22 protein-coding genes are annotated in these 23,343 nt (G+C 70.6%); 11 read left to right on the top strand and 11 right to left on the bottom strand.

What is annotated here, in order from left to right; translation table 11 throughout:
- Positions 1-139: 139 nt before the first annotated feature.
- Together clpX and AB4Y78_RS09655 are read left to right on the top strand one after the other, a co-directional pair.
- Entirely contained in the window at positions 140-1,417 is a 1,278-nt protein-coding gene (gene clpX, locus AB4Y78_RS09660; protein WP_007926023.1) for an ATP-dependent Clp protease ATP-binding subunit ClpX, read from the top strand.
- A gap of 142 nt (positions 1,418-1,559) precedes the next feature.
- On the top strand, positions 1,560-2,291 hold the full coding sequence (locus AB4Y78_RS09655) for a hypothetical protein (RefSeq protein WP_265229734.1): 732 nt from the start codon (positions 1,560-1,562) through the stop codon (positions 2,289-2,291).
- 18 nt (positions 2,292-2,309) lie between these two features.
- Here AB4Y78_RS09655 and valS read toward each other — a convergent pair whose 3' ends face one another.
- Positions 2,310-4,928 carry a valine--tRNA ligase gene (gene valS, locus AB4Y78_RS09650; RefSeq protein WP_441713516.1) on the bottom strand — a complete coding sequence of 873 codons (2,619 nt, stop codon included), beginning with the start codon at positions 4,926-4,928 and terminating at the stop codon, positions 2,310-2,312.
- 85 nt (positions 4,929-5,013) lie between these two features.
- Between valS and AB4Y78_RS09645 the strand changes: the two genes are divergently transcribed.
- Complete coding sequence (locus AB4Y78_RS09645; RefSeq protein ID WP_007926026.1) at positions 5,014-5,778, top strand: lysophospholipid acyltransferase family protein; 765 nt, start codon at positions 5,014-5,016, stop codon at positions 5,776-5,778.
- A 132-nt stretch (positions 5,779-5,910) separates the two neighbouring features.
- On the opposite strand, the gene AB4Y78_RS09640 is transcribed toward AB4Y78_RS09645, so the two are convergent.
- Positions 5,911-7,773: an ABC transporter ATP-binding protein gene (locus AB4Y78_RS09640; protein WP_441713517.1), complete on the bottom strand. Its 1,863-nt coding sequence runs from the start codon at positions 7,771-7,773 to the stop codon at positions 5,911-5,913.
- Positions 7,774-7,857: 84 nt separating this feature from the next.
- Between AB4Y78_RS09640 and AB4Y78_RS09635 the strand changes: the two genes are divergently transcribed.
- Positions 7,858-8,301, top strand: a complete 444-nt coding sequence (locus AB4Y78_RS09635; RefSeq protein ID WP_441713519.1) for a MarR family winged helix-turn-helix transcriptional regulator — start codon at positions 7,858-7,860, stop codon at positions 8,299-8,301.
- Between the two features lie 79 nt (positions 8,302-8,380).
- On the opposite strand, the gene AB4Y78_RS09630 is transcribed toward AB4Y78_RS09635, so the two are convergent.
- Entirely contained in the window at positions 8,381-8,920 is a 540-nt protein-coding gene (locus tag AB4Y78_RS09630) for an NUDIX hydrolase family protein (protein ID WP_282070735.1), read from the bottom strand.
- 283 nt (positions 8,921-9,203) lie between these two features.
- Here AB4Y78_RS09630 and ileS point away from each other — a divergent pair, with 283 nt between their 5' ends.
- From ileS to AB4Y78_RS09615, 3 genes are read left to right on the top strand one after another with little or no spacing between them, the layout of a single operon-like run.
- A complete protein-coding gene (gene ileS / locus AB4Y78_RS09625) occupies positions 9,204-12,560 on the top strand; it encodes an isoleucine--tRNA ligase (protein ID WP_441713521.1) in 3,357 nt (1,118 codons plus the stop codon).
- A 7-nt stretch (positions 12,561-12,567) separates the two neighbouring features.
- Positions 12,568-12,933: a CidA/LrgA family protein gene (locus AB4Y78_RS09620; protein WP_441713522.1), complete on the top strand. Its 366-nt coding sequence runs from the start codon at positions 12,568-12,570 to the stop codon at positions 12,931-12,933.
- A complete protein-coding gene (locus AB4Y78_RS09615; protein ID WP_387355126.1) occupies positions 12,926-13,630 on the top strand; it encodes an LrgB family protein in 705 nt (234 codons plus the stop codon). Before AB4Y78_RS09620 ends, AB4Y78_RS09615 begins: the two co-directional genes overlap by 8 nt.
- 6 nt (positions 13,631-13,636) lie before the next feature.
- Here AB4Y78_RS09615 and AB4Y78_RS09610 read toward each other — a convergent pair whose 3' ends face one another.
- Together AB4Y78_RS09610 and AB4Y78_RS09605 are read right to left on the bottom strand one after the other, a co-directional pair.
- Complete coding sequence (locus AB4Y78_RS09610; RefSeq protein WP_441713523.1) at positions 13,637-14,140, bottom strand: SRPBCC domain-containing protein; 504 nt, start codon at positions 14,138-14,140, stop codon at positions 13,637-13,639.
- Positions 14,137-14,472 (bottom strand): ArsR/SmtB family transcription factor, encoded by a 336-nt coding sequence (locus AB4Y78_RS09605; protein WP_040880940.1) that lies wholly within the window; start codon positions 14,470-14,472, stop codon positions 14,137-14,139. Before AB4Y78_RS09605 ends, AB4Y78_RS09610 begins: the two co-directional genes overlap by 4 nt.
- A 54-nt stretch (positions 14,473-14,526) precedes the next feature.
- Here AB4Y78_RS09605 and AB4Y78_RS09600 point away from each other — a divergent pair, with 54 nt between their 5' ends.
- Positions 14,527-14,865: a cupin domain-containing protein gene (locus AB4Y78_RS09600; RefSeq protein WP_265229725.1), complete on the top strand. Its 339-nt coding sequence runs from the start codon at positions 14,527-14,529 to the stop codon at positions 14,863-14,865.
- 125 nt (positions 14,866-14,990) lie between these two features.
- Here the strand turns inward: AB4Y78_RS09600 and AB4Y78_RS09595 are convergent, their stop codons facing one another.
- Entirely contained in the window at positions 14,991-15,506 is a 516-nt protein-coding gene (locus AB4Y78_RS09595; protein ID WP_265229724.1) for an RICIN domain-containing protein, read from the bottom strand.
- A gap of 26 nt (positions 15,507-15,532) precedes the next feature.
- On the opposite strand from AB4Y78_RS09595, the gene AB4Y78_RS09590 reads away from it, so the two are divergent.
- Positions 15,533-16,963, top strand: coding sequence for a DUF2079 domain-containing protein (locus tag AB4Y78_RS09590; RefSeq protein WP_259920889.1), 1,431 nt, complete (start codon positions 15,533-15,535; stop codon positions 16,961-16,963).
- Here AB4Y78_RS09590 and AB4Y78_RS09585 read toward each other — a convergent pair.
- From AB4Y78_RS09585 to AB4Y78_RS09565, 5 genes are all read right to left on the bottom strand, one after another.
- Positions 16,956-17,738 (bottom strand): ABC transporter ATP-binding protein, encoded by a 783-nt coding sequence (locus AB4Y78_RS09585; RefSeq protein ID WP_265229722.1) that lies wholly within the window; start codon positions 17,736-17,738, stop codon positions 16,956-16,958. The genes AB4Y78_RS09590 and AB4Y78_RS09585 overlap by 8 nt on opposite strands.
- Positions 17,735-18,748 carry a FecCD family ABC transporter permease gene (locus AB4Y78_RS09580; RefSeq protein WP_128276750.1) on the bottom strand — a complete coding sequence of 338 codons (1,014 nt, stop codon included), beginning with the start codon at positions 18,746-18,748 and terminating at the stop codon, positions 17,735-17,737. Before AB4Y78_RS09580 ends, AB4Y78_RS09585 begins: the two co-directional genes overlap by 4 nt.
- Positions 18,745-19,767: a FecCD family ABC transporter permease gene (locus AB4Y78_RS09575; protein ID WP_441713524.1), complete on the bottom strand. Its 1,023-nt coding sequence runs from the start codon at positions 19,765-19,767 to the stop codon at positions 18,745-18,747. Before AB4Y78_RS09575 ends, AB4Y78_RS09580 begins: the two co-directional genes overlap by 4 nt.
- Positions 19,768-19,777: 10 nt before the next feature.
- Positions 19,778-20,806, bottom strand: coding sequence for an iron-siderophore ABC transporter substrate-binding protein (locus tag AB4Y78_RS09570; RefSeq protein WP_282070740.1), 1,029 nt, complete (start codon positions 20,804-20,806; stop codon positions 19,778-19,780).
- 100 nt (positions 20,807-20,906) lie between these two features.
- A complete protein-coding gene (locus tag AB4Y78_RS09565) occupies positions 20,907-21,458 on the bottom strand; it encodes a helix-turn-helix domain-containing protein (RefSeq protein WP_282070741.1) in 552 nt (183 codons plus the stop codon).
- A gap of 229 nt (positions 21,459-21,687) precedes the next feature.
- Here AB4Y78_RS09565 and AB4Y78_RS09560 point away from each other — a divergent pair, with 229 nt between their 5' ends.
- Positions 21,688-22,320 (top strand): FAD-dependent oxidoreductase, encoded by a 633-nt coding sequence (locus tag AB4Y78_RS09560; protein ID WP_441713525.1) that lies wholly within the window; start codon positions 21,688-21,690, stop codon positions 22,318-22,320.
- Between the two features lie 24 nt (positions 22,321-22,344).
- Entirely contained in the window at positions 22,345-23,334 is a 990-nt protein-coding gene (locus AB4Y78_RS09555; RefSeq protein WP_441713526.1) for a class I SAM-dependent methyltransferase, read from the top strand.
- The last annotated feature ends 9 nt before the right edge of the window (positions 23,335-23,343 follow it).

Below are 23,343 nucleotides of genomic sequence, written 5' to 3'. Positions count from 1 at the left end.
CGGCCCGTTCCGCTGTCAGCGGAACGGCGCGACGCGCCCCCGTCGGACGGTGTCCAATGGGTCCTGAGACGGACCGCTTTGGGTACCGTCGAGGCACGCGGCCCACCGTGGTCGACCCGGGATCGAGAGGACACCTGACGTGGCACGAGTCGGAGAGAGCGGCGATCTGCTCAAGTGCTCCTTCTGCGGCAAGTCCCAGAAGCAGGTCAAGAAGCTCATCGCCGGGCCCGGGGTGTACATCTGCGACGAGTGCATCGACCTGTGCAACGAGATCATCGAGGAGGAGCTCACCGACGGCGGTGACCTCGGCCTCGACGAGCTGCCCAAGCCGCGCGAGATCTTCGACTTCCTCGAGACCTACATCATCGGCCAGGACACGGCGAAGAAGGCGCTCGCCGTCGCCGTCTACAACCACTACAAGCGCATCCAGGCCGACGAGGGCGCCGCCGCCAAGCGCGACGAGGACCACGTCGACATCGCGAAGTCCAACATCCTGCTCATCGGCCCGACCGGCTGCGGCAAGACCTATCTCGCCCAGACCCTCGCGCGGATGCTCAACGTCCCCTTCGCCATCGCCGACGCGACGGCCCTGACGGAGGCCGGCTACGTCGGCGAGGACGTCGAAAACATCCTGCTCAAGCTCATCCAGGCCGCGGACTACGACACCAAGAAGGCCGAGCAGGGGATCATCTACATCGACGAGATCGACAAGGTGGCCCGCAAGTCCGAAAATCCGTCGATCACCCGTGACGTCTCCGGCGAGGGCGTGCAGCAGGCGCTGCTGAAGATCCTCGAGGGCACGACGGCGTCGGTGCCTCCGCAGGGCGGGCGCAAGCACCCGCACCAGGAGTTCATCCAGATCGACACGACCAATGTCCTCTTCATCGTCGGCGGGGCCTTCGCCGGGTTGGAAAAGATCATCGAGTCGCGCGTCGGCAAGAAGGGGTTGGGCTTCGGCTCCGAGCTGCACAAGGCGACCGACCTCGCCCAGGCGATCACCGACGTCATGCCCGAGGACCTGATGAAGTTCGGCCTCATCCCCGAGTTCATCGGCCGCCTGCCGATCATCACGACCGTCACGCCGCTCGACCGCGAGGCCCTCGTCCAGATCCTCGCCGAGCCCAAGAACGCGCTCGTCAAGCAGTACCGCAAGATGTTTGCCATCGACGGGGTCGAGCTCGAGTTCACCGACGACGCCCTCGAGGCGATCGCCGACTCCGCGATCTCGCGCGCCACGGGTGCCCGCGGGCTGCGCGCGATCCTCGAGGAGGTCCTCATGCCGGTCATGTTCGACACCCCGAGCGACGACGGCATCAAGCAGATCGTCGTCACCGCTGAGGTCGTCCGCGACAACGTCCTGCCGACGATCGTGCGCCACGAGGAGAGCGGCAAGCGCAAGCACAAGCGCTCCGCCTGACCCACCACGGTGGCTGAGGAGGCCCCCCGCGGCCGCCTACGCCCACCACGCTGGCTGAGGAGGCCGCCCGCGGCCGCCTACGCCCACCACGCTGGCTGAGGAGGCCGCCCGCGGCCGTCTCGAAGCCTGACAAGATGTGGCTGTGAGCGCCCCCTACCGACTCGTCCAGGGTTCCTCGGGTCCCCGGCAGCAGAGCCCGACGACCTGCGGGTCCGCTTGCGCCACGGTCGCCCGCATGCTCGTCGACGCTCCCTTCGCCCGCTGGATCACCGCCGGTGAGGGCCAGCCCGTCCCCGGGGCCGAAGGGAGCACCCAGGCCGAGCGCTTCGCCGCCTGGGAGCGCACCGTCCACGCACGGACCAATGGCTGGCGCGGGCCGAGCGGCGCCCTGGCGCTGGGCTGGCCACGGGCGCTCGGGACGCCACCGTGGGGACTGCGTCGTGAGCTCGAGCAGGGGGCCTCGCGGGTGGGGACGCGCTACCGCCTCGTGTCCGTGCGTGGGCACTCCGAGGAGTCGCTGCGCGCCCGCTACCGCCGCCTGCTCGACCTCGTCGTCGACGGGGAGCCGGCGGCGCTCTACGTCGGCAGCCGCCTGCTGCCGCGGCACGTCACGCTCGTGCTGCCGGGGCAGCGAGCCGATGCGCTCGACGTCTACGAGCCGGCCAGCGGGAGCGTGCAGCTCCTCGACGAAGATGCTTTTGCTCGGCGTCGGCTGCGCTTGGGCGGGTGGTCGGTGCCGTGGATCCTCGTCCAGCCCACCGGTCACCGCCGGGTGGTCGAGGGGGCGCCAGCGACCAGCCCTTGGCGGGTGCCCCGGCTGGCCCCCGAGCCCTCGCCCGACCTGCTGCGGGAGGCCGACCCCGACTCGGTGTGAGCGGGGCCGGCCCGGCCGTCAGTTCTTCGGCGGCTTGACGAAGGGGATGAGCTCGACGTCGCGCAGCGTGACCTCGTCACCCTCGACGTAGTCGAAGCTGCCCGTGAGGCGCCCCGCGGCCCGCAGGTCGGCCTCGCCGGCGCGCACCCGCTCAGCGGTCGCCGCCGGGGCGACGAGGGTCGCCGAGGTGATCTCGCTGCGCATGCCGACCTTGGCGTCGGACTTGGCCTTGCGCACCTGGCTCAGCGCGGTGCCGACGGCCGTGAGGACCTGTGGGTCGCCGGCCTCGGAGAGCGCCAGCTCGCTGGCCTCGGGCCAGGTCGCGCGGTGCACCGAGCCCCCCTGCCACCAGGACCAGACCTCCTCGGTCGCGTAGGGCAGCACCGGGGCGAGCAGGCGCAGCAGCACCGACAGGGCCAGTCGCAGCGCGGCCCGGGCCGAGGGGTCGCCGCCGTGGGCGCGGTCCTTGACCAGCTCGATGTAGTCGTCGCAGAAGGTCCAGAAGAAGGTCTCGGTGACGTCGAGCGAGCGGGTGTAGTCCCACGCCTCGAAGCCGTTGGTCGCGTCCTTGACCACCTGCTCGAGCGCGGCGATCATCGCCCGGTCGAGCGGCTCGGTGATGACCGACGCCAGGCCCTGCCGGTCAGCGAGCTCGGGCTCGCCGAAGCCGAGGGCGAACTTGCTCGCGTTGAGCAGCTTGATGGCCAGGCGGCGGCCGATCTTCATCTGCCCGGTGTCGTAGGCCGCGTCGGTGCCCAGACGACCCGAGGCGGCCCAGTAGCGGACCGCGTCCGCGCTGTGCTCGACGACGACGTCCTCGGGCGTGACGACATTGCCCTTGGACTTGCTCATCTTCTTGCGGTCGGGGTCGAGGATCCACCCGGAGATCGCGGCGTTCTTCCACGGCGCGGTGCCGTGCTCGAAGTGGGCGCGCACGACGGTCGCGAAGAGCCAGGTCCGGATGATGTCGTGGCCCTGCGGGCGCACGTCCATCGGGAAGACCTTGTCGAAGAGGTCGCTCTCGCCGCGCTCGCCGGCGAGCCAGTCACCGGCGATCTGCGGGGACAGCGAGGAGGTCGCCCACGTGTCCATGACATCAGGGTCGCCGGTGAAGCCACCCGGCTGGTCGCGCTGGTCCTCGGTGTACCCGGCGGGCACCTGTGCCATCGGGTCGATGGGCAGCTGGTCCTCGGTCGGGACGAGGGGGGTGTCGTACTGCGGCTGGCCGTCGCCGTCGAGGGCGTACCAGACGGGGATCGGGATGCCGAAGAAGCGTTGGCGGGAGATCAGCCAGTCGCCGTTGAGGCCGGCGACCCAGTTCTTGTACCGCGACTTCATGAAGTCGGGGTGGAAGTCGATCTCGTCGCCGCGGGCCTGCAGTGCCTGGTTGAGGTCGGCGTCGCGCCCACCGTTGCGGATGTACCACTGGCGCGAGGTGACGATCTCCAGCGGCTTCTCGCCGCGCTCGTAGAAGTTGGCCTTGCGCTGGGTCTTCTGCGGCTCGCCGTCGAGGTCACCGCTGGCGCGCAGCGCCTCGACGACGACCTCACGGGCCGAGTGCACGGTCTTGCCGGACATCTGCGCGAAGGTGGCGGCGCCCCCTTCGCTCTGGATCCACTCCGGGTTCTCGCCGAGCACGCGACCGGCACGGGTGATGATCGAGCGGGTCGGCAGCTGCAGCTCACGCCACCAGATGACGTCGGTGAGGTCACCGAAGGTGCAGCACATGGCGATGCCGGCGCCCTTGTCCATCTCGGCCGAGGGGTGCGCCACGACGGGCACCTCGACGCCGAAGATCGGGGAGGTGACGGTCGAGCCGAAGAGGCCCTGGTAGCGCTCGTCGTCGGGGTGGGCGATGAGCGCGACGCAGGCCGGGAGCAGCTCGGGGCGGGTGGTCTCGATGTGCACCGGCCCGTCGGGGCCGTGGAAGGCGACGCGGTGGTAGGCGCCGGGGTAGTCACGGGCCTCGAGCTCGGCCTGCGCCACGGCGGTCTGGAAGGTGACGTCCCACAGGCCGGGCGCCTCGGCGGTGTAGGCCTCGCCGCGGGCGAGGTTGCGCAGGAAGGCGGTCTGGGCCGTCGCGCGGGAGCGGTCGTCGATGGTGCGGTACTGGATGCCCCAGTCGAGGCTGAAGCCGAGGCGGCGGAAGAGGGACTCGAAGGCCTCCTCGTCCTTGACCGTCAGCTCGTCGCACAGCTCGATGAAGTTCTGCCGGCTGATCGGCACCTGGTCGGCGGCCTTGATCGACTTCGTCGTCCCCTCGAAGGGGGGAGTGAAGTCGGGGTCGTAGGGCAGCGAGGAGTCACCGCGCACGCCGTAGTAGTTCTGGACCCGCTTTTCGGTCGGCAGGCCGTTGTCGTCCCAGCCGATCGGGTAGAAGACGTTGTAGCCCCGCATCCGCTTGTAGCGGGCCATGCAGTCGGTGTGGGTGTAGCTGAAGACGTGCCCCATGTGCAGCGACCCGCTCGCGGTGGGCGGCGGGGTGTCGATGGAGAAGACCTGCTCCCGGGCGCCCGCGCGGTCGAAGGCGTAGGTGTCCTGCTCGCGCCATACGGCGCCCCACCGGTCCTCGAGGCCGTCCAGCGAAGGACGGTCCGGGATGCGGGCGGCGTCGGGGGCGGGGGAGTGCTCGGTCATGGGGTGGATCTTCCCACTGCGGGGTGTGACCAGACCAATCGGTCAGACCCTGACGCGACCACCTACGAGACCGTAGGGTGCAGTCATGCGCCGACCTGAGCCCCTGTACCGCGCGATCATCATCGTCGCGCGGACCATCTTCCTCATCAACGGCTACCGCTTCACCATCAAGGGCGACCGCAACGTCCCCAAGCGCGGCGGCGCGGTCATGGCGATCAACCACACCGGCTACATCGACTTCGTGCTGGCCGGCCTGGGGGCGCGGCGCAGCAACCGGTGGGTGCGCTTCATGGCGAAGAAGTCGATCTGGCAGCACAAGGTGGCCGGGTTCTTCATGCGGGGCCTGAAGCACATCCCGGTCGACCGCCACGCGGGTGGGGCGGCCTTCAAGGAGGCCGTGGCCAAGCTCAAGGACGGCGAGGTCGTCGGGGTCTACCCGGAGGCGACGATGTCGCGCTCCTTCGAGATCAAGGAGCTCAAGAGCGGCACCGCCCGCATGGCGCAGGAGGCGGGTGTCCCGATCCTCCCGACGATCGTGTGGGGCGCGCACCGGATCTGGACCAAGGACGTCCCCAAGCGGCTGGGCCGCACCAACTTCCCGATCCACATCACCATCGGCGACCCGATCCACGTCGGGCCCGACGACGATGTCAACGAGGTGACCGAGCGGCTGCGCGAGGTCATGAAGCAGCTCCTCGACGAGACGATCGCGCGGTACCCGGAGCTCACGGGTGACGAGCTGCGCTTCCACCCGGCCCGTCTTGGTGGCACCGCGCCGACGTACGAGGACGCCTGGGCGAAGGACCACCGCGACATGACCCGCACCAAGGACCAGTTCACCAAGGACTGACCGTCGCCCCCGGACCTGCGCATCTCCCTAGGGAAATCACACCGGACCTGCGTATTTCCCTAGGGAAATCACACCGGACCTGCGTATTTCCCTAGGGAAATACGGCCGGGGGCGAAGGGGGAGCCCCGCACCTCACGCGGTGAGGGCGACCTCGGCCTCCCGACGGTCACCCTGCCGAGGTTCGTCCCCGGCGAGCCGGGCGTAGGCGCCGCGCCGCCGCAGCAGGCTCAGGTGCTCACCGCGCTCGACGACCCGCCCGCTTGCGAGGACGAGGATCTCGTCGGCCGCCTCGATGGTGCTCAGCCGGTGGGCGATGGTGATCGTCGTGCGGCCGCGGGCCAGGGCGTCGAGGGCCGCCTGCAGCTCGCGCTCGGTGTCGTTGTCCAGGGCGCTCGTCGCCTCGTCGAGGACGAGCACGGCCGGGTCGCGCAGGAGGGTGCGGGCGATGGCGATGCGCTGCTTTTCGCCGCCGGAGAAGCGGTGCCCGCGGGCGCCGACGACCGTGTCGAGCCCGTCGGGCAGGCTCGCGACGAGGTCGGCGGCTTGCGCGGTCGCGAGGGCCTGCCACAGCTGGGCCTCGGTGGCGTCGGGGTCGGCGAGCAGGAGGTTGGCCCGCACGGTGTCGTGGGCGAGGTAGGTCTCCTGGGTGACGATGCCGATGACGTGGGTCAGGGTCTGCGGGTCGATGTCGCGCAGGTCGACGCCGTCGACGGTGATCCGCCCGGTGCTCGGGTCGGCGAGCCGGACGAGCAGCGAGGCGAGGGTCGACTTCCCGCTGCCGGTGGCGCCGACGAGCGCGAGGTGGGAGCCGGCGGGGATGGTCGCGTCGATGCCGTCGAGGGCGAGCCGGTCGCCGTCGGGGTAGCCGTAGCCGACCCCTTCGATGCGCACGTCGCCGCGCACGGTCGCCGGGTCGAGGTCGACCGGCGCCGCCGGGGGAGCGACGCCGGGCTCGAGGTCGAGGTAGCCGAAGACGCGGCTGAAGAGGGCCATCGAGGCCACCCACGAGGCGCCGACGTTGAGCAGCCCCATGATCGGCCGGAAGATGCCCGACTGCAGCGTGGTGAAGGCGATGATCGTGCCGATCGTCATGCCACCGCTCGTCGCGGGGAAGCCGGCGGCGAGGTAGATCAGCGCCGGGATCGCGGCGAAGACGATCGACATCGTCGCCATCCGCCAGCGGCCGGCGAGCTCGCTGCGCACCTCGAGCCCGACGAGGTCGGTCGAGGTGGTGGTGAACTCGCGGGCCCCGCGCTCGGCGGTGCCGAGGGTCTTGGACAGCAGGGCGCCGCTCACGGAGAGCTCTTCGGTCACCTGGGCCTGCAGGTCCGCGAGGCGCCGCTGACGTCGTGAGGTGATCTCGCGGCGGGTCAGCGCCACCTTGCGCGTGGTCCAGATGGCCGGAGGGAGCACGAGGAGGGAGAGGAGGGACAGCCGCCAGCTCAGGGCGACCATGGCGACGGCGGTCGCGACGGCGGTCGTGAGGTTGGAGGCGATCGACACGGCGGTGCTCGTGACGATCGACTGCATGCCGGCGACGTCCTGGCTGATGCGTGACTGGATCTCGCCGGAGCGGGTCCGGGTGAAAAAGCTCATCGACTGGCGCTGCAGGTGGGTGAAGACGTCGGTGCGCAGGCGGTGCATGACGGCCTGGCCGACGCGCGTGGAGATCCACGTCTGCTGCACGCCGATGAGCGCGGTCGCGATGGTCACGAGGAGCATGCCGCCGACGGCGAGCAGGAGCAGCCGGACGTCCTGGTGCGGCAGTGCGTCGTCGATGACGGTCCGCAGGAGGAAGGGGGAGGCCATCGAGACCAGCGAGCTGGCGACGATGAGGGCCACGACCGCGGCGACCTGCCAGCGGTAGGGGCGGAAGTAGGCGATGACCCGGCGCGCGCTCACGGGGCTCTCGGCGAGCTGGGCGCGGTCTCGGGGGTCGATGCGGCGGGGTCCGTGCCCGCCGCCGGTCTTGGGGGAAATCATCGGGGTGTCCATGTGGGCCCCTTTCGTTCGATCCGTTCGCGATGCTGAGGTTACCTCACTATGAGGGGAGCGGGCAAGTCGGCTAGCGTGCTCACCATGACGCAGCGCACGGCCGGGCAGAGCTCGGAGGACCTCGGTGAACAGCTGCTGCGGGTGGCCCGCGGCCTGCGGCGAGCGTGGATGGTCGACCTCTCGGAGCACGACCTGTCACCCCACGAGTCGCGCGCCCTGCGCGTCGCCGCCGATCGTGACGAGTCGCCGCGGCTGCGCGACCTGGCTGATGCCCTGCGCATCTCCCCGCGGTCCGTCACCGACGTCGTCGACGCGCTCGAGCGCAAGGGTTATGTCGTCCGCGAGCCGGACCCGCACGACCGGCGGGCGAGCGTGGTCGTCGTCACCGACGCCGGGCGGCAGGTGCGGGCGGCGGTGCGCGAGGCGCGTCGCCGCAGCGTCGGTGACCAGATGGGGGCGCTCACGGCGACCCAGCGCGCGGCGCTCGCCGACGCGCTGACGACGCTCGAGGAGGGGCTGGGCTGCTGAGGGGCGTCGAGACGGCCCTTCGAGACGGCTCGTTCCTTGCCTCCTCAGGGGCCGGGGTGTGGGCTCAGCCAGCGGGAGTTCAGAAGGAGCTGTGGCCCAGGTGGGCCAGCGCCTGACGCAGCAGCGCTCCTTGGCCACCGGCCATCTCGGCCTGCAGTCCGGTCTCGGCGGCCTCGTCGAGGGTGAGCCAGGCGAGGTCGAGGGCGTCCTGCTGCGGCGCGCAGTCGCCGCGCACCGGGACGATGAAGCTCAGCGCGACGGCGTGCTGGCGCGGGTCGTGGAAGGGCGTGACCCCCGGCGTCGGGAAGAACTCGGCAACCGTGAAGGGGATCGGCGAGGCCGGCACGCTCGGCAGGGCCATCGGGCCGAGGTCCTTCTCGAGGTGACGCACGAGGGCGTCGCGCACGCGCTCGTGGTAGTTGACCCGGCCGGCGATGAGCTCGCGCTCCATCGTGCCGCTCTCGCTGGCCCGCAGCAGCAGCCCGACCGCGGTGACATCGCCGTTGTCGGCGACCCGCACCGGCACCGCCGCGACGTAGAGGATCGGCACGCGGCCGCGCACGTTGTCGAGCTCCTCGCGGCTGAGCCACGCTTCCTGACGGTCGAGGTCGGTCGGCATGCGGCCATCCTCGCACGCGGTTTCGGCCCTCCACCGGGGCGCCCTACACTGGTGGCACAGGCGCCTGAGCCGTCATCAGCGGCGAGCCTTCCGGAAGAACGGGAGCCCAGCTCCTCACTAGACCCGGACGGGTGGTCACGACACGACCGGTGGACCAAGGAGCGGTCTACTCCCTTCGTCGCGAAGGGGGTGGGCAAGCGGGGTGGTACCGCGGAGGCCGACCGGCCGCCGTCCTCGTGGCAGTAGCCGAGTTGACCCGCCGAGTACCCCCGGAGCCGCAGCGATGACCTACCCCAAGGTCTCCACCACCGACGCGACGACCGTCGCCTCCTCCCCGAGCTTCCCCGAGCTGGAGCAGCACGTCCTGAGCTACTGGGAGGCCGACGGGACCTTCCAGGCCTCCATCGACGCGCGCGAGCCCGGCGAGGACGGCGGCAACGAGTTCGTCTTCTACGACGGACCCCCCTTCGCCAACGGTCTGCCGCACTACGGCCACCTGCTCACCGGCTACGTCAAGGACGTTGTCCCGCGCTACCAGACGATGCGCGGCAAGCGGGTCGAGCGGCGCTTCGGCTGGGACACCCACGGACTGCCCGCCGAGCTCGAGGCGATGCGCCAGCTCGGGCTGAAGACGACCGACGAGGTCCGCGAGCTCGGCATCGAGAAGTTCAACGAGGCCTGCCGGGAATCGGTGCTCAAGTACACCGGCGAGTGGCGCGACTACGTGACCCGCCAGGCGCGCTGGGTCGACTTCGACAACGACTACAAGACGCTCAACCCCGGCTTCATGGAGTCGGTCATGTGGGCCTTCAAGTCGATGTACGACCAGGGGCTGGTCTACGAGGGCTTCCGCGTGCTGCCGTACTGCTGGCAGGACGAGACGCCGCTGTCCAACCACGAGCTGCGCATGGACGACGACGTCTACCAGATGCGCCAGGACCCGGCCGTCACCGTCGGCCTGCGGATGGACTCCACCGGTGCGGACCCGGTGCTCGACGGTGCCCACCTGGTCGTGTGGACGACGACCCCGTGGACCCTGCCGAGCCACCTGGCCGTCATGGTCGGCTCCGAGATCGACTACGTCGTCGTCGAGGCGCCCGTGCCCGGTGTCGAGGGTGCCACCGCGAAGTACGTCCTCGCCGAGGCGCGACTGGGCCACTACGCCCGCGAGCTCGGCGACGAGCCGACGGTCCTCGGCCGCTACACCGGTGCACAGCTGCTCGGCCGCACCTACACGCCGCCGATGTCCTACTACGCCGGCCACGAGGGTGCCTTCCGCGTCGTCGCCGCCGACGACGCCGTGACGACGACCGACGGCTCGGGCCTGGTCCACACGGCCGGCGCCTTCGGTGAGATCGACAAGGAGGTCACCGACCGCGAGGGCATCGCCGCCGTCATGCCGGTGGCCAAGGACGGTCGCTTCACCGCGCCGGTCACCGACTACGAGGGCATGCTCGTCTTCGATGCCAACGGCCCGATCATCGACGCGCTCAAGGCCGCCACGAGGTCGCTGGGCGAGGCCCTTCGAGACGGTGGCTTCGCGACCTCCTCAGGGACCGATGGAGGGGCGGCGACGGACAGCGTCAGCCCCGGCACGATCCTGCTGCGCCGCGAGTCCTACGAGCACTCCTACCCGCACTGCTGGCGCTGCCGGCAGCCGCTGATCTACAAGGGCGTCGAATCGTGGTTCGTCGAGGTCACGGCGATCAAGGACAAGATGCTCGCCAACAACGAGCAGATCACCTGGACGCCCGACCACGTCAAGCACGGCCAGTTCGGCAAGTGGCTCGACAACGCGCGTGACTGGTCGATCACCCGCAACCGCTTCTGGGGCAGCCCGGTGCCGGTGTGGAAGTCGGACGACGCTGCCTACCCGCGGATCGACGTCTACGGCTCCTTCGAGGAGATCGAGCGCGACTTCGGGCGGCTGCCGCTCGGCGTCGACGGCCAGCCGGACCTGCACCGACCCTTCGTCGACGAGCTGACCCGTCCCAACCCCGACGACCCGACGGGCCAGAGCACCATGCGCCGCGTCGAGGACGTGCTGGACGTGTGGTTCGACTCGGGCTCGATGAGCTACGCGCAGGTGCACTACCCCTTCGACAACGCGGAGTGGTTCGAGCAGCACTTCCCGGCCGACTTCATCGTCGAGTACATCGGGCAGACGCGCGGCTGGTTCTACACGCTGCACATCCTCGCGACCGCGCTCTTCGACAAGCCGGCCTTCAAGTCGGTCATCAGCCACGGCATCGTCCTGGGCAGCGACGGGCAGAAGATGTCCAAGTCGCTGCGGAACTACCCGGACGTCTCCGAGGTCTTCGACCGCGACGGCGCCGATGCGATGCGCTGGTTCCTCATGAGCAGCCCGATCCTGCGCGGCGGCAACCTCGTCGTCACCGAGCAGGGCATCCGCGAGGGCGTGCGGCAGGTGCTCATCCCGCTGTGGAACAGCTACTCCTTCTTCGCCCTCTACGCCAACGCCCTCGGCGAGGGCTACGAGGCGAAGTGGTCGACGGACTCCACCGACCCGCTCGACCGCTACCTGCTGGCCAAGCTGCGCGAGTTCGTCGAGGACACCACCGCACGCATGGACGCCTACGACATCGCCGGCGCCTGCGACAGCACCCGCAGCTTCACCGACGTGCTGACGAACTGGTACATCCGGCGCAGCCGGGAGCGCTTCTGGGCCACCGGTGACGACCGTGCGGATGCAGAGGCCGCCTGCGACACGCTCTACACGGCACTCGAGGTGCTCTGCCGCGTCGCCGCCCCCCTTCTGCCGCTGATGACCGAAGAGGTCTGGCGCGGGCTCACGGGGGAGCGGTCGGTGCACCTGGCCGACTGGCCGCAGGCGCAGGACCTGCCGGCCGACCACGACCTCGTCGTCGCCATGGACACCGCCCGCGCGGTGTGCAGCTCGGCCAGCGCGCTGCGCAAGGCCAACAAGCTGCGCAACCGCCTGCCGCTGCGTGACCTGACGGTCGTCGTGCCCGACGCGGCGAAGCTCGCGGACTTCGGCGCGATCGTCGCCGACGAGGTCAATGTGCGCCAGGTGAGCCTGCTCGACATCACCGACCCGGCGGCGGCGGACTTCGGCGTGAGCCAAAAGCTCACCGTCAACGCCCGTGCCGCCGGTCCGCGCCTGGGCAAGCAGGTCCAGGTCGCGATCAAGGGCAGCAAGTCGGGCGACTGGTCCGTCGCCGACGACGGCACCGTCACCTCCGGCGGCATCGCGCTGGTCGAGGGCGAGTACACGCTCGAGACCGTCGCGGCCGATGACGAAGGGAGCCAGCGCGCCACCGCGATGCTCCCCGCCGGCGTGGGCGGCTTCATCGTGCTCGACACCGAGGTCACCGACGAGCTGGCGGCCGAGGGTCTGGCGCGCGACGTCATCCGTGCCGTCCAGGAGGCGCGCAAGCAGGCCGGGCTCGAGGTCTCCGACCGGATCAGCCTGACGATCACCGGCTCGCAGCAGGTGTGGCAGGCGACCGTCGCCCACCAGGGCCTGATCGTCGACGAGACCCTCGCCGGTCAGTTCGGCTCCGCTCCCAACCTCGAGGCGCTGCCGCTCGGCGACGGCGTCGTCGAGACCGAGCTCTCCGGCAGCGAGAGGGTCCGGGTCAAGGTCACGCGCCTGTGAGCCGCCGATGATCAACGGGATCCTGTGGGTCCTCGGCTGCCAGCTCGTCGGGGAGGTCTTCGTCCGGAGCCTCGGCCTGTCGATCCCCGGGCCGGTCGTGGGGATGGTGCTGCTCTTTGTGGTGCTGTCCGTGCGCCGGCCGGGGGAGGTCTCGGGCACGTTGCGTTTCTCCGACGGGCTGCTGCGACACCTGCAGCTCTTCTTCATCCCGGTGACCGTCGGGATCATGGTCCACGCCTCCGAGCTGGGGAGCCAGTGGCTGCCGGTCACCGGTGGTCTCGTCCTGTCGTGGCTGCTCGGTCTGGTGACCGTCGCCGGTCTCGCCTCGTGGCTGCAGCGGCGGCGGGGAGTACGGGTGAGCTCGCATGACTGAGGCCCTGGACTGGCTGCGCGACTCGCCCCTGACGTGGGTCTTCGTCACCCTGCTCGCCTACCGGGCGGGGCTGTGGGTGCGCGATCGCACCGGGGGTCACCCGCTCGCCCAGCCGGTGCTCGTCGCCGCCGCGCTGCTCATCACGTTGCTGGCGGTGCTCGGCATCGACTACGACACCTACATGACCGGCGGCACGCTCATCCACGTCGTGCTCGGCCCGGCGACCGTCGCGCTCGCGGTGCCGCTGCACCGGCAGGCGCACCACCTGCGCGAGATGGCCCTGCCCCTGGCGATCGCCCTGCCGGCGGGTGCCCTCGTCTCGATCGGGTCGGCCGCGCTCACCGTGCGGGCCCTCGGCGGCTCCGAGGTGCTCGAGCACACGATCGCGCCCAAGGCGGCGACGACCCCGGTGGCCATCGCGATCGCCGACCACATCGGGGGAGTGCCGGCGCTCGTCGCCGCCTTCACCATGCTCGCCGGCATGCTCGGGGCGGTCTTCGGCCCGTGGCTGCTGGACTCCCTTCGCGTCCACGACCGGCGGGTGCGTGGTCTGGCCATGGGCGCGGTCTCCCACGGCGTCGGGACCTCCCGGTCGCTGCACGACCACGCCACCGAGGGCGCCTTCGCCGGCCTCGCCATGGGCCTGACCGCGCTGCTGACGAGCGTGCTCGTCCCGCTCGTCATCGCCCTGCTCTGACTGGGCTCAGGCGGCGCCGTCGGCGGCGCTCGGCTCCATCGCCTCGCCCGTCTCGAGGACGGTCTTGATGCCGGAGAGCACCCAGGGCCAGCCGCCGCCCCCTTCGTTGGTCGGGTCGGGGTTGCCGGCCACCTGCTCCGCCGTCGTGGGGCGGCCCGTGAGGTCGTGGGTGAGGGTCAGGCGGACCGAGCCGTGCGCGCTCGGCTCGATGTCCCAGGTGAAGGTGCCCGGCTCCTCGTCCTCGATCCACACCGGTGCCCAGGTCTGGACGAGGCGGCGCGGCGGGTCGGCCTCGAGGACCTCGCCGGTGACGACGACGTCGGGCATGCCGACGGCCTTCATGTCCTCGCCCGCCCGGTGCTCGAAGTGGCCACCCGGCTGCAGGTCGTAGTCGACGTCGCCGGCGTAGCCGTAGAGCCGGCTGAACTCCGGGGACGTGATGGCCGCCCACACCCGCTCGGGCGTGGCGTTGATGAAGATGCGGTGGATCTGGATCTCGGTGTCGCTCATGACTCGTCGTCCTCCAGGACTCGCTTGAGATCGAGCAGCGCGGAGGTCCGCGCCGCCGTGTACTTGCCGATCCACCGGTCGTGGATCGCGCGGATGGGGACGGCGTTGAGGTGGTGCAGCTTGGTCCGCCCCTGCTTGCGGGTGACGACGAGGTTCGCTTCCTCGAGCAGCCGCAGGTGCTTGGCCACCCCGAACCTCGTCATCTCCGTGTGCTCGCGCACGACCTCCTCGAGCTCGGACTGGCTGCGCCCGTCCCGCTCGAAGAGTGCGTCCAGCAGCACCCGGCGGATCGGGTCCGCCAGGGCCTTGAAGACGAGGTCGTCATCGCTCACGTGATCCACCATAGGTGACCATATTGTCACCTATCAAGGCCTAGGGTCGAAGTCATGGACACGACTCTGCACTCCGTCTCCGGCCTCCTCGACCTCGCGCCGACGAGCGAAGGGGGTCGCCCCGGCGTCAAGAAGGCGCTCGTCGGCCACGGCTGCCGCGTGGTGATGTTTCGCTTCGCGGCCGGGCAGGTCCTCGCCGAGCACACCGCGGCCTTCCCGATCCTCGTCCAGTGCCTCTCCGGCACGGTGGAGCTCGTGGCGGGGGAGCAGTCGGTGAGCCTCGGCCCCGGGGTCGTCGCCAACCTCGACGCGCGGGTGCCGCACGAGGTGCGGGGAGTCACCGACGCCGTGGTCCAGCTGGTCATGCTCGACCCGGCCGCTGAGCCGGACTGAGCCGTCGAGAGGCGCACGAGTCATCGACTGTCGCACCAGATATCTCTCGCGCGTGACTCGATGACCAGGGCGGGAGTCGAGAGGCGCCCATGATGGTTGGGCGCCTCTCGACTTCATCCCTTCGGTCAGGACCAGTGCTGGTACGCGTTGCTGGAACTGCAAGGGTTTGTGTACACGCTTCCAGCGTAGGAAGAGTCCAAACAGAGGCCCGTCGCCCGGTTCTTGAGGCGATAGAAGCCGGTGCCCTCCTTCACGAGGAGCCAGTTCTGGAAGTTGTTCCCAGTAGAGCAAGATCGCAGGTAGACGTTGCCGCTGCTGTTCGAGTCCAAGCAGAGGCCAGTGGCCTTGCTTCGGTAAAGGCGATAGCTGCCGTTGGCCGTGGCAGTCCAGCGGCCGTATGAGGTCACCTGAGACTCCGACGACTTCCCCAATGCCACGACATCGCGGTCAGTTTGCGCGTACAGGTACTTCAGACTCACCCGGTTCTTCCAGATGTACTCGGTCGCCGCTGCAGATGACACATCCGTTGCGGAGGCTGCCGCGCCAGGTGTCATCTTCACGTCGCCTTGAGCCGGCGCCGCCGAGATCGCGCTTGCTCCGAGCACTGCTGCGATGCCGGTCGAGAGTCGCTTCAGCTTCATGGTGTTCCTCCCCTAGTAGTTGGTGCGTGAAAGTCAGCATGTCGCAACGCGAACACCTTGTCGCGGCGAGCGAGGATGACCCCATGACGGGGGAGCGACTCGATGAGCGGGGGCCAGGTCTGGTGGCCGTCGCCGCTCTCGTCTCCTCCACGCTCCTCTGCTGGATCGGCGTCGCGCGGTACGGGCGAGGGGAATACGGCAACTACGACCTCGGGATCTTCCTCCAGGCGGCTGACTCGTGGACGGCTCGCGGCTACCCCTACTCGGAGCTCAAGGGCATCAACCTCTTGGGCGACCACTTCAGCCCGGTCACGCTGGTTTTCGCCGCCGCGCATGCTCTGTGGCCAGATCCGCGCTCGCTGATCCTGGCCCAGGCCCTCTGCCTCGGCGCCTTGGTGGGCTGTGTCGTCTGGGCGGCTGGCCGTGCCGGGCTGTCGCCTGGGCTCAGCGCGGTGGTCGCGACCGTTGCGACGTTGTGTCTGCCTGTCATCGCCGCCGCGGGTTTCCAAGTCCATGAGACGGCGCTCGGCGCGCCGGTGGTGGCCGTCCTCGCATGGTCCGTGTGGCAGCGGTCGCTGTTGCCAGCCGTCGTGTCGGCCTTGCTCCTCCTGACGGTCAAAGAGGATCTGGGCCTCATGGTGGTGGGCGCTGCCATCGCGTGGTTCCACCTGCACCGTGACCGGCGAACCGCGCTCTGGCTGGCCGCCATCGGCTCCAGTGGATTCGTCCTGAGCAACCTCGTCATCGTGCTCGTCAACCCGGGCCACCAGAGTCCGTACCTGAAGTACCTCACCGGTGGAGCGTCAGGGGGGGGTGGCGGATGGACAGCGCAGGAGGTGGCGGCTCGGGCCATCCCCTGGATCGTCTACGCCCTCCTGTGCGGCCTGAGGCTCTCGCCGCTGCACCTGATGGCCCTGCCGTCGCTGGCGTGGCGGTCGCTGTCGTCCAACGAGCTGTACTGGTCGGTGCACCTGCACTACGACGTCATCACGGCGCCGATCGCGCTCGTCGTGCTGGTCCACGCGCTGGGTCGAGTCGACCTGCGTCGACCGGCAGGGTTCGTGGTGATGGTTGCGATGGCCCTGTCAGCGGCCTGGGGGACGTCACGGATGCTCACGACCCAGCAACCGTGGACGTGGGACGGGCGGCTGAGCGATCGCCAAGTAGGCGCTCGTGCCCTGGCCGAGCAAGTCCCTGATGGATCGGTGGTCGTGGCGGATCAGTACCTAGGTCCTGATCTGGTGAGCACCCATCGGGTGCGGATGCTCAGTCAGAGCCACGATGCGACCGGCCGCTACGTCCTCCTGGAGTCAGGCCGCGACACGCTCGCGGCCCCGGCGTGCGCCAAGTACATCTTCATCGACCGTCATCACGTTGCGGCGCGGTCTGGCGATCTCGTGCTGGTGGACCTGGGACGAGTGCAGAAGTTCCGTCTACCGACCTGCCCGGTCAGCTGACGCGCACGTGCGGCACGACCATCGGCGTGCCCGACTGAGGGTCGTCGAGGACCTCTGCGCCCAGGCCGAAGACCTCGCGCACGAGCTCGCTCGTGAGCACCTGAGCGGGCGGACCGTCGCCGCGGATCCTCCCTTCGTGCATGACGACCAGACGTGAGGCGAAGCGCGCCGCCTGGTTGAGGTCGTGGAGCACGGCGACGATCGTGCGGCCCTCGCGGTTGAGCCCGGCGAAGAGCTCGAGCAGCTCGTACTGGTGCGCGATGTCGAGGAAGGTCGTCGGCTCGTCGAGCAGGATCACCTCGGTGTCCTGCGCGAGGACCATCGCGACCCAGGCCCGCTGCCGCTGACCGCCCGAGAGGGTCGCCACGGGGGTGTCGGCGAGGTCGGTCAGGTGGGTGCGCTCCAACGCCGCCGCGATCGCCCGGTCGTCGTCCGGCGACCACTGCCGCAGCAGGCTGTGGTGGGGGTGCCGGCCACGCGTCACGAGCTCGGCGACGGTGATCCCCTCGGGGGCATTGGCGCTCTGCGACAACAGCGAGATCCGTTGTGCCGCAGCGCGTCCCCGCATCCGGTGCAGGTCCTCGCCGTCGAGCTCGACCCGGCCGTCAGAGGGCCGGTTGACCCGGCACAGCGTCTTGAGCAGGGTCGACTTGCCGCAGCCGTTGGGGCCGACGACGACGACGAAGTCGCCCCGCTCGATCGTCAGGTCGAGCGAAGGGATGACCGGCTCACCCCCGTAGCCGACGGTGAGCTGGCGGGCAGCGAGGAGGGTCATGTGGCCTTCTTCCATTCGCCGACGAGCAGGGCGCCGAGGTAGACGCCGCCGATCGCCAGGGTGAGGATGCCGACGGGCAGCCCGTCGAAGATCGGGACCTGCTGGGTCGCGAGATCGGCGGCCGACAGCAGGAGGGCGCCGGTGACCGCGGAGAGCCCGAGCAGCGGGCGGGCGCTGCGGGCGAGCAGTCGGGTGATGTGCGGCGCGGTGAGCGCGACGAAGGCGATGGGGCCGGCGACCGCGACCGCCCCGCCGGCGAGCAGGACGGACAGGACGACCGCCCTGCGGCGGATGGCGCCGGAGTGCACGCCCAGGGAGGCGGCCACCTCGTCGCCCATCTCGGTCAGGCCGAGCGGGATCGACAGCAGCGCGAGCGGCACGACGGCCACGGCGAGCACGATCCAGATGGTCGCGACGTGGTCCCAGCCGCGGGCGTTGAGGCTGCCGTTGAGATAGGCCGACAGGACCGTCGCCTTGTCCCGCGCGACGACGTAGACGACGTACTGCGTGAAGGCGTAGGCCATCGCGGAGACGCCGATGCCGGCGAGGATCATCCGCATCGGGTTGGACAGGCCGGTGCCGGTGCTCACCGCGACGAGACCGACGGCCAGTGCCGCGCCGAGGACCGAGCCGAGCACGATCGACGTCGCGCTCGGCATGAGCAGCCCGACGAAGGCCGCGCCGGCCCCCGCGCCGGCGCTCACGCCGATGACGTCGGGCGAGCCGAGCGGGTTGCGGGTCACGGACTGGAAGAGGGCACCGGAGGCCCCGAGCGCGGCGCCCGCCCCGAGGGCGACGAGCAGTCGTGGGCCGCGCAGGTGGCCGAGGACGAAGCGGGCCTTGCCCGTCGCCTCGCCGCGGGCGACCTCGATGATGCCCGAAGGGAGGTCCGTCAGCGCCATGCCGAGCCGCCCCATCGTCAGCGTGGCCAGGGCCGTCGCGACGACGAGCGCGACGAGCGCGAGCCCGAGGAGGGTCGACCGGCGGCGGGCCGGTGCCAGCGCGCTCATGCCTGGGCCCTGCGACCGAGGCGGCGCACCGCGAGCAGCAGGATCGGCGCGCCGACGAAGGCGGTGACGACCCCGACCATGAGCTCCTGCGGGCGCAGCAGCACCCGGCCGACGACGTCGGCGCCGAGCAGCACGACGGGCCCGACGAGCAGGCACCCGATGAGCTGGCGACGCATGTCGAGCCCGAGCAGCCCGCGGACGATGTGGGGGACGGCCAGCCCGATGAAGGCGATCGGCCCGACCGCCGCGGTGGCCGCCGCGCACAGCAGGGTGGCCGCGCCGAGGGCCGCGGTGCGCACGAGCGTCGTGCTCACCCCGAGCCCGGCGGCCGTCTCCGAGCCGAGGGCCAGCGCGTTGAGACTGCTCGCGCACAGCAGGGCCAGCGCCAGACCGACGACGACGAAGGGGGTGACCGCCCGCAGCTGGTCGAGGCCGCCGTCGCCGAGCGAGCCGACGACCCAGAAGCGGTAGTTGTCGAAGTGTCGCGGCAGGGAGAGCGCCACGGCCTGGACGTAGGCGTTGAGCACGGCCGCGACGACCGCGCCGGCGAGGACGAGGCGCACCATGCTCGCGCCGCTGTCGCCGGCGGTGCCGATCGTGTGGACGACGAGGGCGGCGATGCCGCCGCCGAGCAGGGCCACCCAGGCGGCCGCGACCGACCCGGTCGAGACGCCGAGCCAGACGCTCGCCGTCACCATCGCCGCGGCCGCACCTGCGTTGATGCCGAGCAGGCCGGGGTCGGCGAGCGGGTTGACGGTCACGCCCTGCATGAGGGCGCCGGAGACGGCGAGGGCCGCGCCGATGACGACCGCGAGGATCGTGCGCTCGATCCTCGCGTCGAGGACGTTGGCCAGGTGGGCGTCGGGGCGCCCCGTGAGGGCGTCGACGACCTGGGGGAGGGTGGTCGGCTTGGAGCCCACGGTCAGGGAGAGGAAGCAGACGAGGGCGAGCACGACGACGCACCCCAGGAGGACCAGGGTGGTCCGTGGGGTGCGTCGCGCGGTCGTGCTCGAGGTCACGCGGCGGAGGCTACTTCTTCTCGGCCTTGGCGATGGCCTCGTCGATCATGTCCGGGTACGTCTTGAGGGCGTAGGGCACCGTGAGCGGGTTGATCATCGACGACGCGGTGACGAAGGAGTTGTCCGTGCTCGAGACGACCGCGCCGGACTTGATCGCCGGGATCGAGGCGTAGAGCTTGTTGGACATCGCCTGCTTCTTGGCCTTCGGGTCGCTGTAGAAGGTGAAGATCAGGTCGCTGTCGTTCAGCTGGTCGGCGTTTTCGTACCCGATGACCGCGGAGTCGGTGCCCTCGGTCTCCTCCATCTTGTCGATCGCCGGGTCGCTCTTGAGGCCGAGCTTGCGGACCATGTCGGCACGCTGCTCGGTCGGCTTGAAGACGCCGAGCGTGTCCGGCGTCGTGTAGACGTAGCTGAAGGTGTAGTTCTTCCAGTCGGGGTGCTTCTTGGCCTCGTCGGCCAGCTGCGTGTCGAGGTCCTCGACGAGCTCGGCCGCGTCGTCCTCCTGGCCCAGGGCCTTGCCGATGATCTCGATCTGCTCGTCCCAGTCGATGCTCCACGCCTGGTCGGGGTAGGCGACGGTCGGGGCGATCTCGCTCAGCGAGTCGTACTGCTCCTGGGTGATGCCCGACCACGGGGCGAGGATGACGTCGGGCTCGAGCTCGAGGATCTTTTCCATGTCGAGCTCCTCGCCGGCGCCGACGAACTCGGGGAGCTTGCCCCCTTCGTCCTTGACGGCCTCGCTGACCCACGGTGTGTAGCCGGAGTCGTCGGCCGCCCAGGCGTACTCCTCCATGCCGACGGGGATGGTCCCGAGGGCGATGGAGGTCTCGGTGGAGCCCTGGCCGAGGGTGACGACCTTCTTCGGCTTCTCGGGGATCTCGGCGGTGCCGAGGGAACTCTTGATGGAGACGGGGAAGGCGCCGTCGCCGGATCCCGACGTCGCGTCGCTGTCGGAGGCGTCGGAGCCGCAGGCCGTCAGGGCCACGGTGGAGGTCAGCAGGAGCGCGACACTGGTGGTGCGCAGGCGGTTCAGGGGCATGCTCGTGATCCTTGCGAAGGGGAAGTGCCGGCCACCTCGACCGGCGAACATTAGGAGACCCTAACCTAACTCTTGGGTGCCTCGCGCGCGGGTTCGCCGACTACGCCCCGTCGTGCCGGTGGGCGCGGTGCCCGTCCCGGTCGAAGATCATGATGACCTCGGCCGGCGAGTCGAGCGCGGCGAAGGCGTGCGGTGTCATCGTCTCGAACTCGGCCGCCTCGCCGGCCTCGACGACGATCTCGCGCTCGCCGAGGAGCAGCTGGATGCGGCCCTCGAGGACGAAGACCCAGTCGTGCCCCGGGTGCACCCGCTGCTCCGGAGGGGTGCCCGGCTCGAGGCGGACCTTCATCGCGGTGGTCGCCCCGGTTGCCTTGCTGAGCAGCCAGGTCGTGCGGCCCCCTTCGCTGCTCGGGGTCGGGCGGATGACGACGTCCTCGTCGACGTCCTCGGCGAGGAGGGTCTCGACGTCGGTGCGCAATGCGCGGGCCAGGGGCAGCAGCACGTCGAGGCTGATCGCTCGGCGGCCGGTCTCGATGCGGCTGATCGTCGAGGGGCTGAGGTGCGAACGCTCGGCGAGGTCGTCGAGGGAGAGGCCCTGCGCCGTCCGCAGTCCGCGCAGCCTGGTCCGCACCATCTGCTCGATCTCGCTCATCTCTCTCCTCGTCCCCTGCTCTGCTCGGTCTGCTGCTCTGCTTCCCCTGCTCCGCCTCCCGCACACCCACCTGCGTATTTCCCTAGGGAAATACGCACTGCCTCCGTATTTCCCTAGGGAGATGTCCACCCTTCCGGTGATCTCCCTAGGGAAATGCGAAGGGGAGGGTGTCTTGCGAATACTGCAAGAGTGTAGGCGATATCCGCAAGTCCGGTCTACCGTGGACATCATGAGCGCACCCGAGCACCACACCCCCCAGGACCACGCCGCCGAGCAGCACGCCGACAGTGCCCACCGCCACGGCGCCCACGCCACGATCGAGCGCACCGTCGACGTCGCCGTCGTCGGCGGATCCGCCGCGGGCCTCGCCGCGGCGCTCCAGCTCGCCCGCCAGCGCCGGTCGGTCGTCGTCATCGACTCCGGCGAGCCCCGCAATGCCCCCGCAGCCCACATGCACAGCTATCTCGGGCACGAAGGGCGTCCCCCTGCCGACTTCCTGCGCATCGCCCGCGAGGAGGTCCGCTCGTACGGCGTCGAGGTGCTCCGCGGCTGCGTCACCGACGTCACCCGCGACGAGACCGGTCTGCGCGCCGCCCTGACGGGTGGTCACGTCGTCCGGGCCCGCCGGGTCGTCGCAGCCACCGGTCAGGTCGACGAGCTGCCCGACGTCCCCGGCCTGGCCGACCACTGGGGCGGGGCCGTCATCCACTGCCCCTTCTGCCACGGCTACGAGGCACGCGACCAGCGCATCTCCTCCCTCGTCACCTCCCCGATGGGCCTGCACCCCCTCCCGCTCCTGCGCACCCTGACCGCGGACCTCACCGTCGTCGTCCACGACGGCGTCCCCGCCGACGATCCCTAGCTGCAGCAGCTGCGCGATGCCGGCGTGCGCGTCGTCGTCCAGGCGGCCACGGCCGTCGAGAGCGACGCGGCCGGTGCCCTCGCCGGCATCCGGCTCGCCGACGGCACCCTCGTCGAAGCCGATGCGATCCTCGTCGGGACCCGCCTGCACGCGCGGGTTGCCCCCTTCGCCGGGGTGGGTCTGCAGGCCGTCGAGCACCCGAGCGGTGTGGCCACCCACGTCGAGGCCGACCCGATGACCGGGGCGACCGCCGTGCCCGGGCTGTACGCCGCCGGCACCCTCACCGACCCCATGCTCCAGGTGCTGCCGACCGCCGCGGCGGGCAGCCGGGTCGGCAGCCTCGTCGCCTTCGACCTCGCCCGTGAGGACCTCGAGGCGGCCGCCCGACCCAGCGCGCACGCCGCCGACTGGGACGGCCGCTACTCCGGCGACCTGCAGTGGAGCGGCAACCCCAACGGCTCGCTCGTCGCCGAGGTCACCGGCACGACCCCCGGCACCGCCCTCGACGTCGGCGCCGGCGAAGGGGGCGACGCCATCTGGCTCGCCGAGCAGGGCTGGCAGGTCACGGCCAACGACATCTCGGCCCTCGCGCTGGACCGGGGGCGCGCCGGCGCCGCCCGGCGCGGGCTCGACATCGCCCTCGTGCAGGCCGACGCCAATGCTGCGACCCCCTTCGGAGGGCAGCAGTACGACCTCGTCACCGCCGCCTACGCGTCGATCCCGCGCACCCCCGACGGCCGCGGGGTCGCCAACCTCCTCGATGCCGTCGCCCCGGGCGGCACCCTGCTCGTCATCGCCCACGACTCGCACGACATGGCCGGTGCGGCCGCCGACCCGGAGCAGACCCGCGCCTTCGACCACGAGGCCTACGTCGACACCGACGCCATCGCCGCGGCCCTCGCCGCCCGCGCGGGATGGACCGTCGACGTGCACGACCGGCGCGAGCGACCCGCCGGCGCCGTGTCGACCCATCACGTGCACGACGTCGTGCTGCGGGCACGGAGGGCCGGCTGACGGGTGCGA

This window comes from Janibacter sp. RAF52 (assembly GCF_052114035.1).
GTDB lineage: Bacteria > Actinomycetota > Actinomycetes > Actinomycetales > Dermatophilaceae > Janibacter > Janibacter hoylei.
This window is presented reverse-complemented; position numbering and strand designations above follow the sequence as displayed.

Coding starts and splice junctions, on each gene's coding strand:
- AB4Y78_RS09620 (WP_441713522.1), top strand. CDS start 12,568: ATGATCAACGGGATCCTGTGGGTCCTCGGCTGCCAGCTCGTCGGGGAG.
- AB4Y78_RS09600 (WP_265229725.1), top strand. CDS start 14,527: ATGGACACGACTCTGCACTCCGTCTCCGGCCTCCTCGACCTCGCGCCG.
- AB4Y78_RS09645 (WP_007926026.1), top strand. CDS start 5,014: ATGCGCCGACCTGAGCCCCTGTACCGCGCGATCATCATCGTCGCGCGG.
- AB4Y78_RS09640 (WP_441713517.1), bottom strand. CDS start 7,773: ATGGACACCCCGATGATTTCCCCCAAGACCGGCGGCGGGCACGGACCC.
- AB4Y78_RS09635 (WP_441713519.1), top strand. CDS start 7,858: ATGACGCAGCGCACGGCCGGGCAGAGCTCGGAGGACCTCGGTGAACAG.
- ileS (WP_441713521.1), top strand. CDS start 9,204: ATGACCTACCCCAAGGTCTCCACCACCGACGCGACGACCGTCGCCTCC.
- AB4Y78_RS09580 (WP_128276750.1), bottom strand. CDS start 18,748: ATGAGCGCGCTGGCACCGGCCCGCCGCCGGTCGACCCTCCTCGGGCTC.
- AB4Y78_RS09595 (WP_265229724.1), bottom strand. CDS start 15,506: ATGAAGCTGAAGCGACTCTCGACCGGCATCGCAGCAGTGCTCGGAGCA.
- AB4Y78_RS09630 (WP_282070735.1), bottom strand. CDS start 8,920: ATGCCGACCGACCTCGACCGTCAGGAAGCGTGGCTCAGCCGCGAGGAG.
- AB4Y78_RS09570 (WP_282070740.1), bottom strand. CDS start 20,806: ATGCCCCTGAACCGCCTGCGCACCACCAGTGTCGCGCTCCTGCTGACC.
- AB4Y78_RS09560 (WP_441713525.1), top strand. CDS start 21,688: ATGAGCGCACCCGAGCACCACACCCCCCAGGACCACGCCGCCGAGCAG.
- AB4Y78_RS09565 (WP_282070741.1), bottom strand. CDS start 21,458: ATGAGCGAGATCGAGCAGATGGTGCGGACCAGGCTGCGCGGACTGCGG.
- AB4Y78_RS09585 (WP_265229722.1), bottom strand. CDS start 17,738: ATGACCCTCCTCGCTGCCCGCCAGCTCACCGTCGGCTACGGGGGTGAG.
- AB4Y78_RS09615 (WP_387355126.1), top strand. CDS start 12,926: ATGACTGAGGCCCTGGACTGGCTGCGCGACTCGCCCCTGACGTGGGTC.
- AB4Y78_RS09610 (WP_441713523.1), bottom strand. CDS start 14,140: ATGAGCGACACCGAGATCCAGATCCACCGCATCTTCATCAACGCCACG.
- valS (WP_441713516.1), bottom strand. CDS start 4,928: ATGACCGAGCACTCCCCCGCCCCCGACGCCGCCCGCATCCCGGACCGT.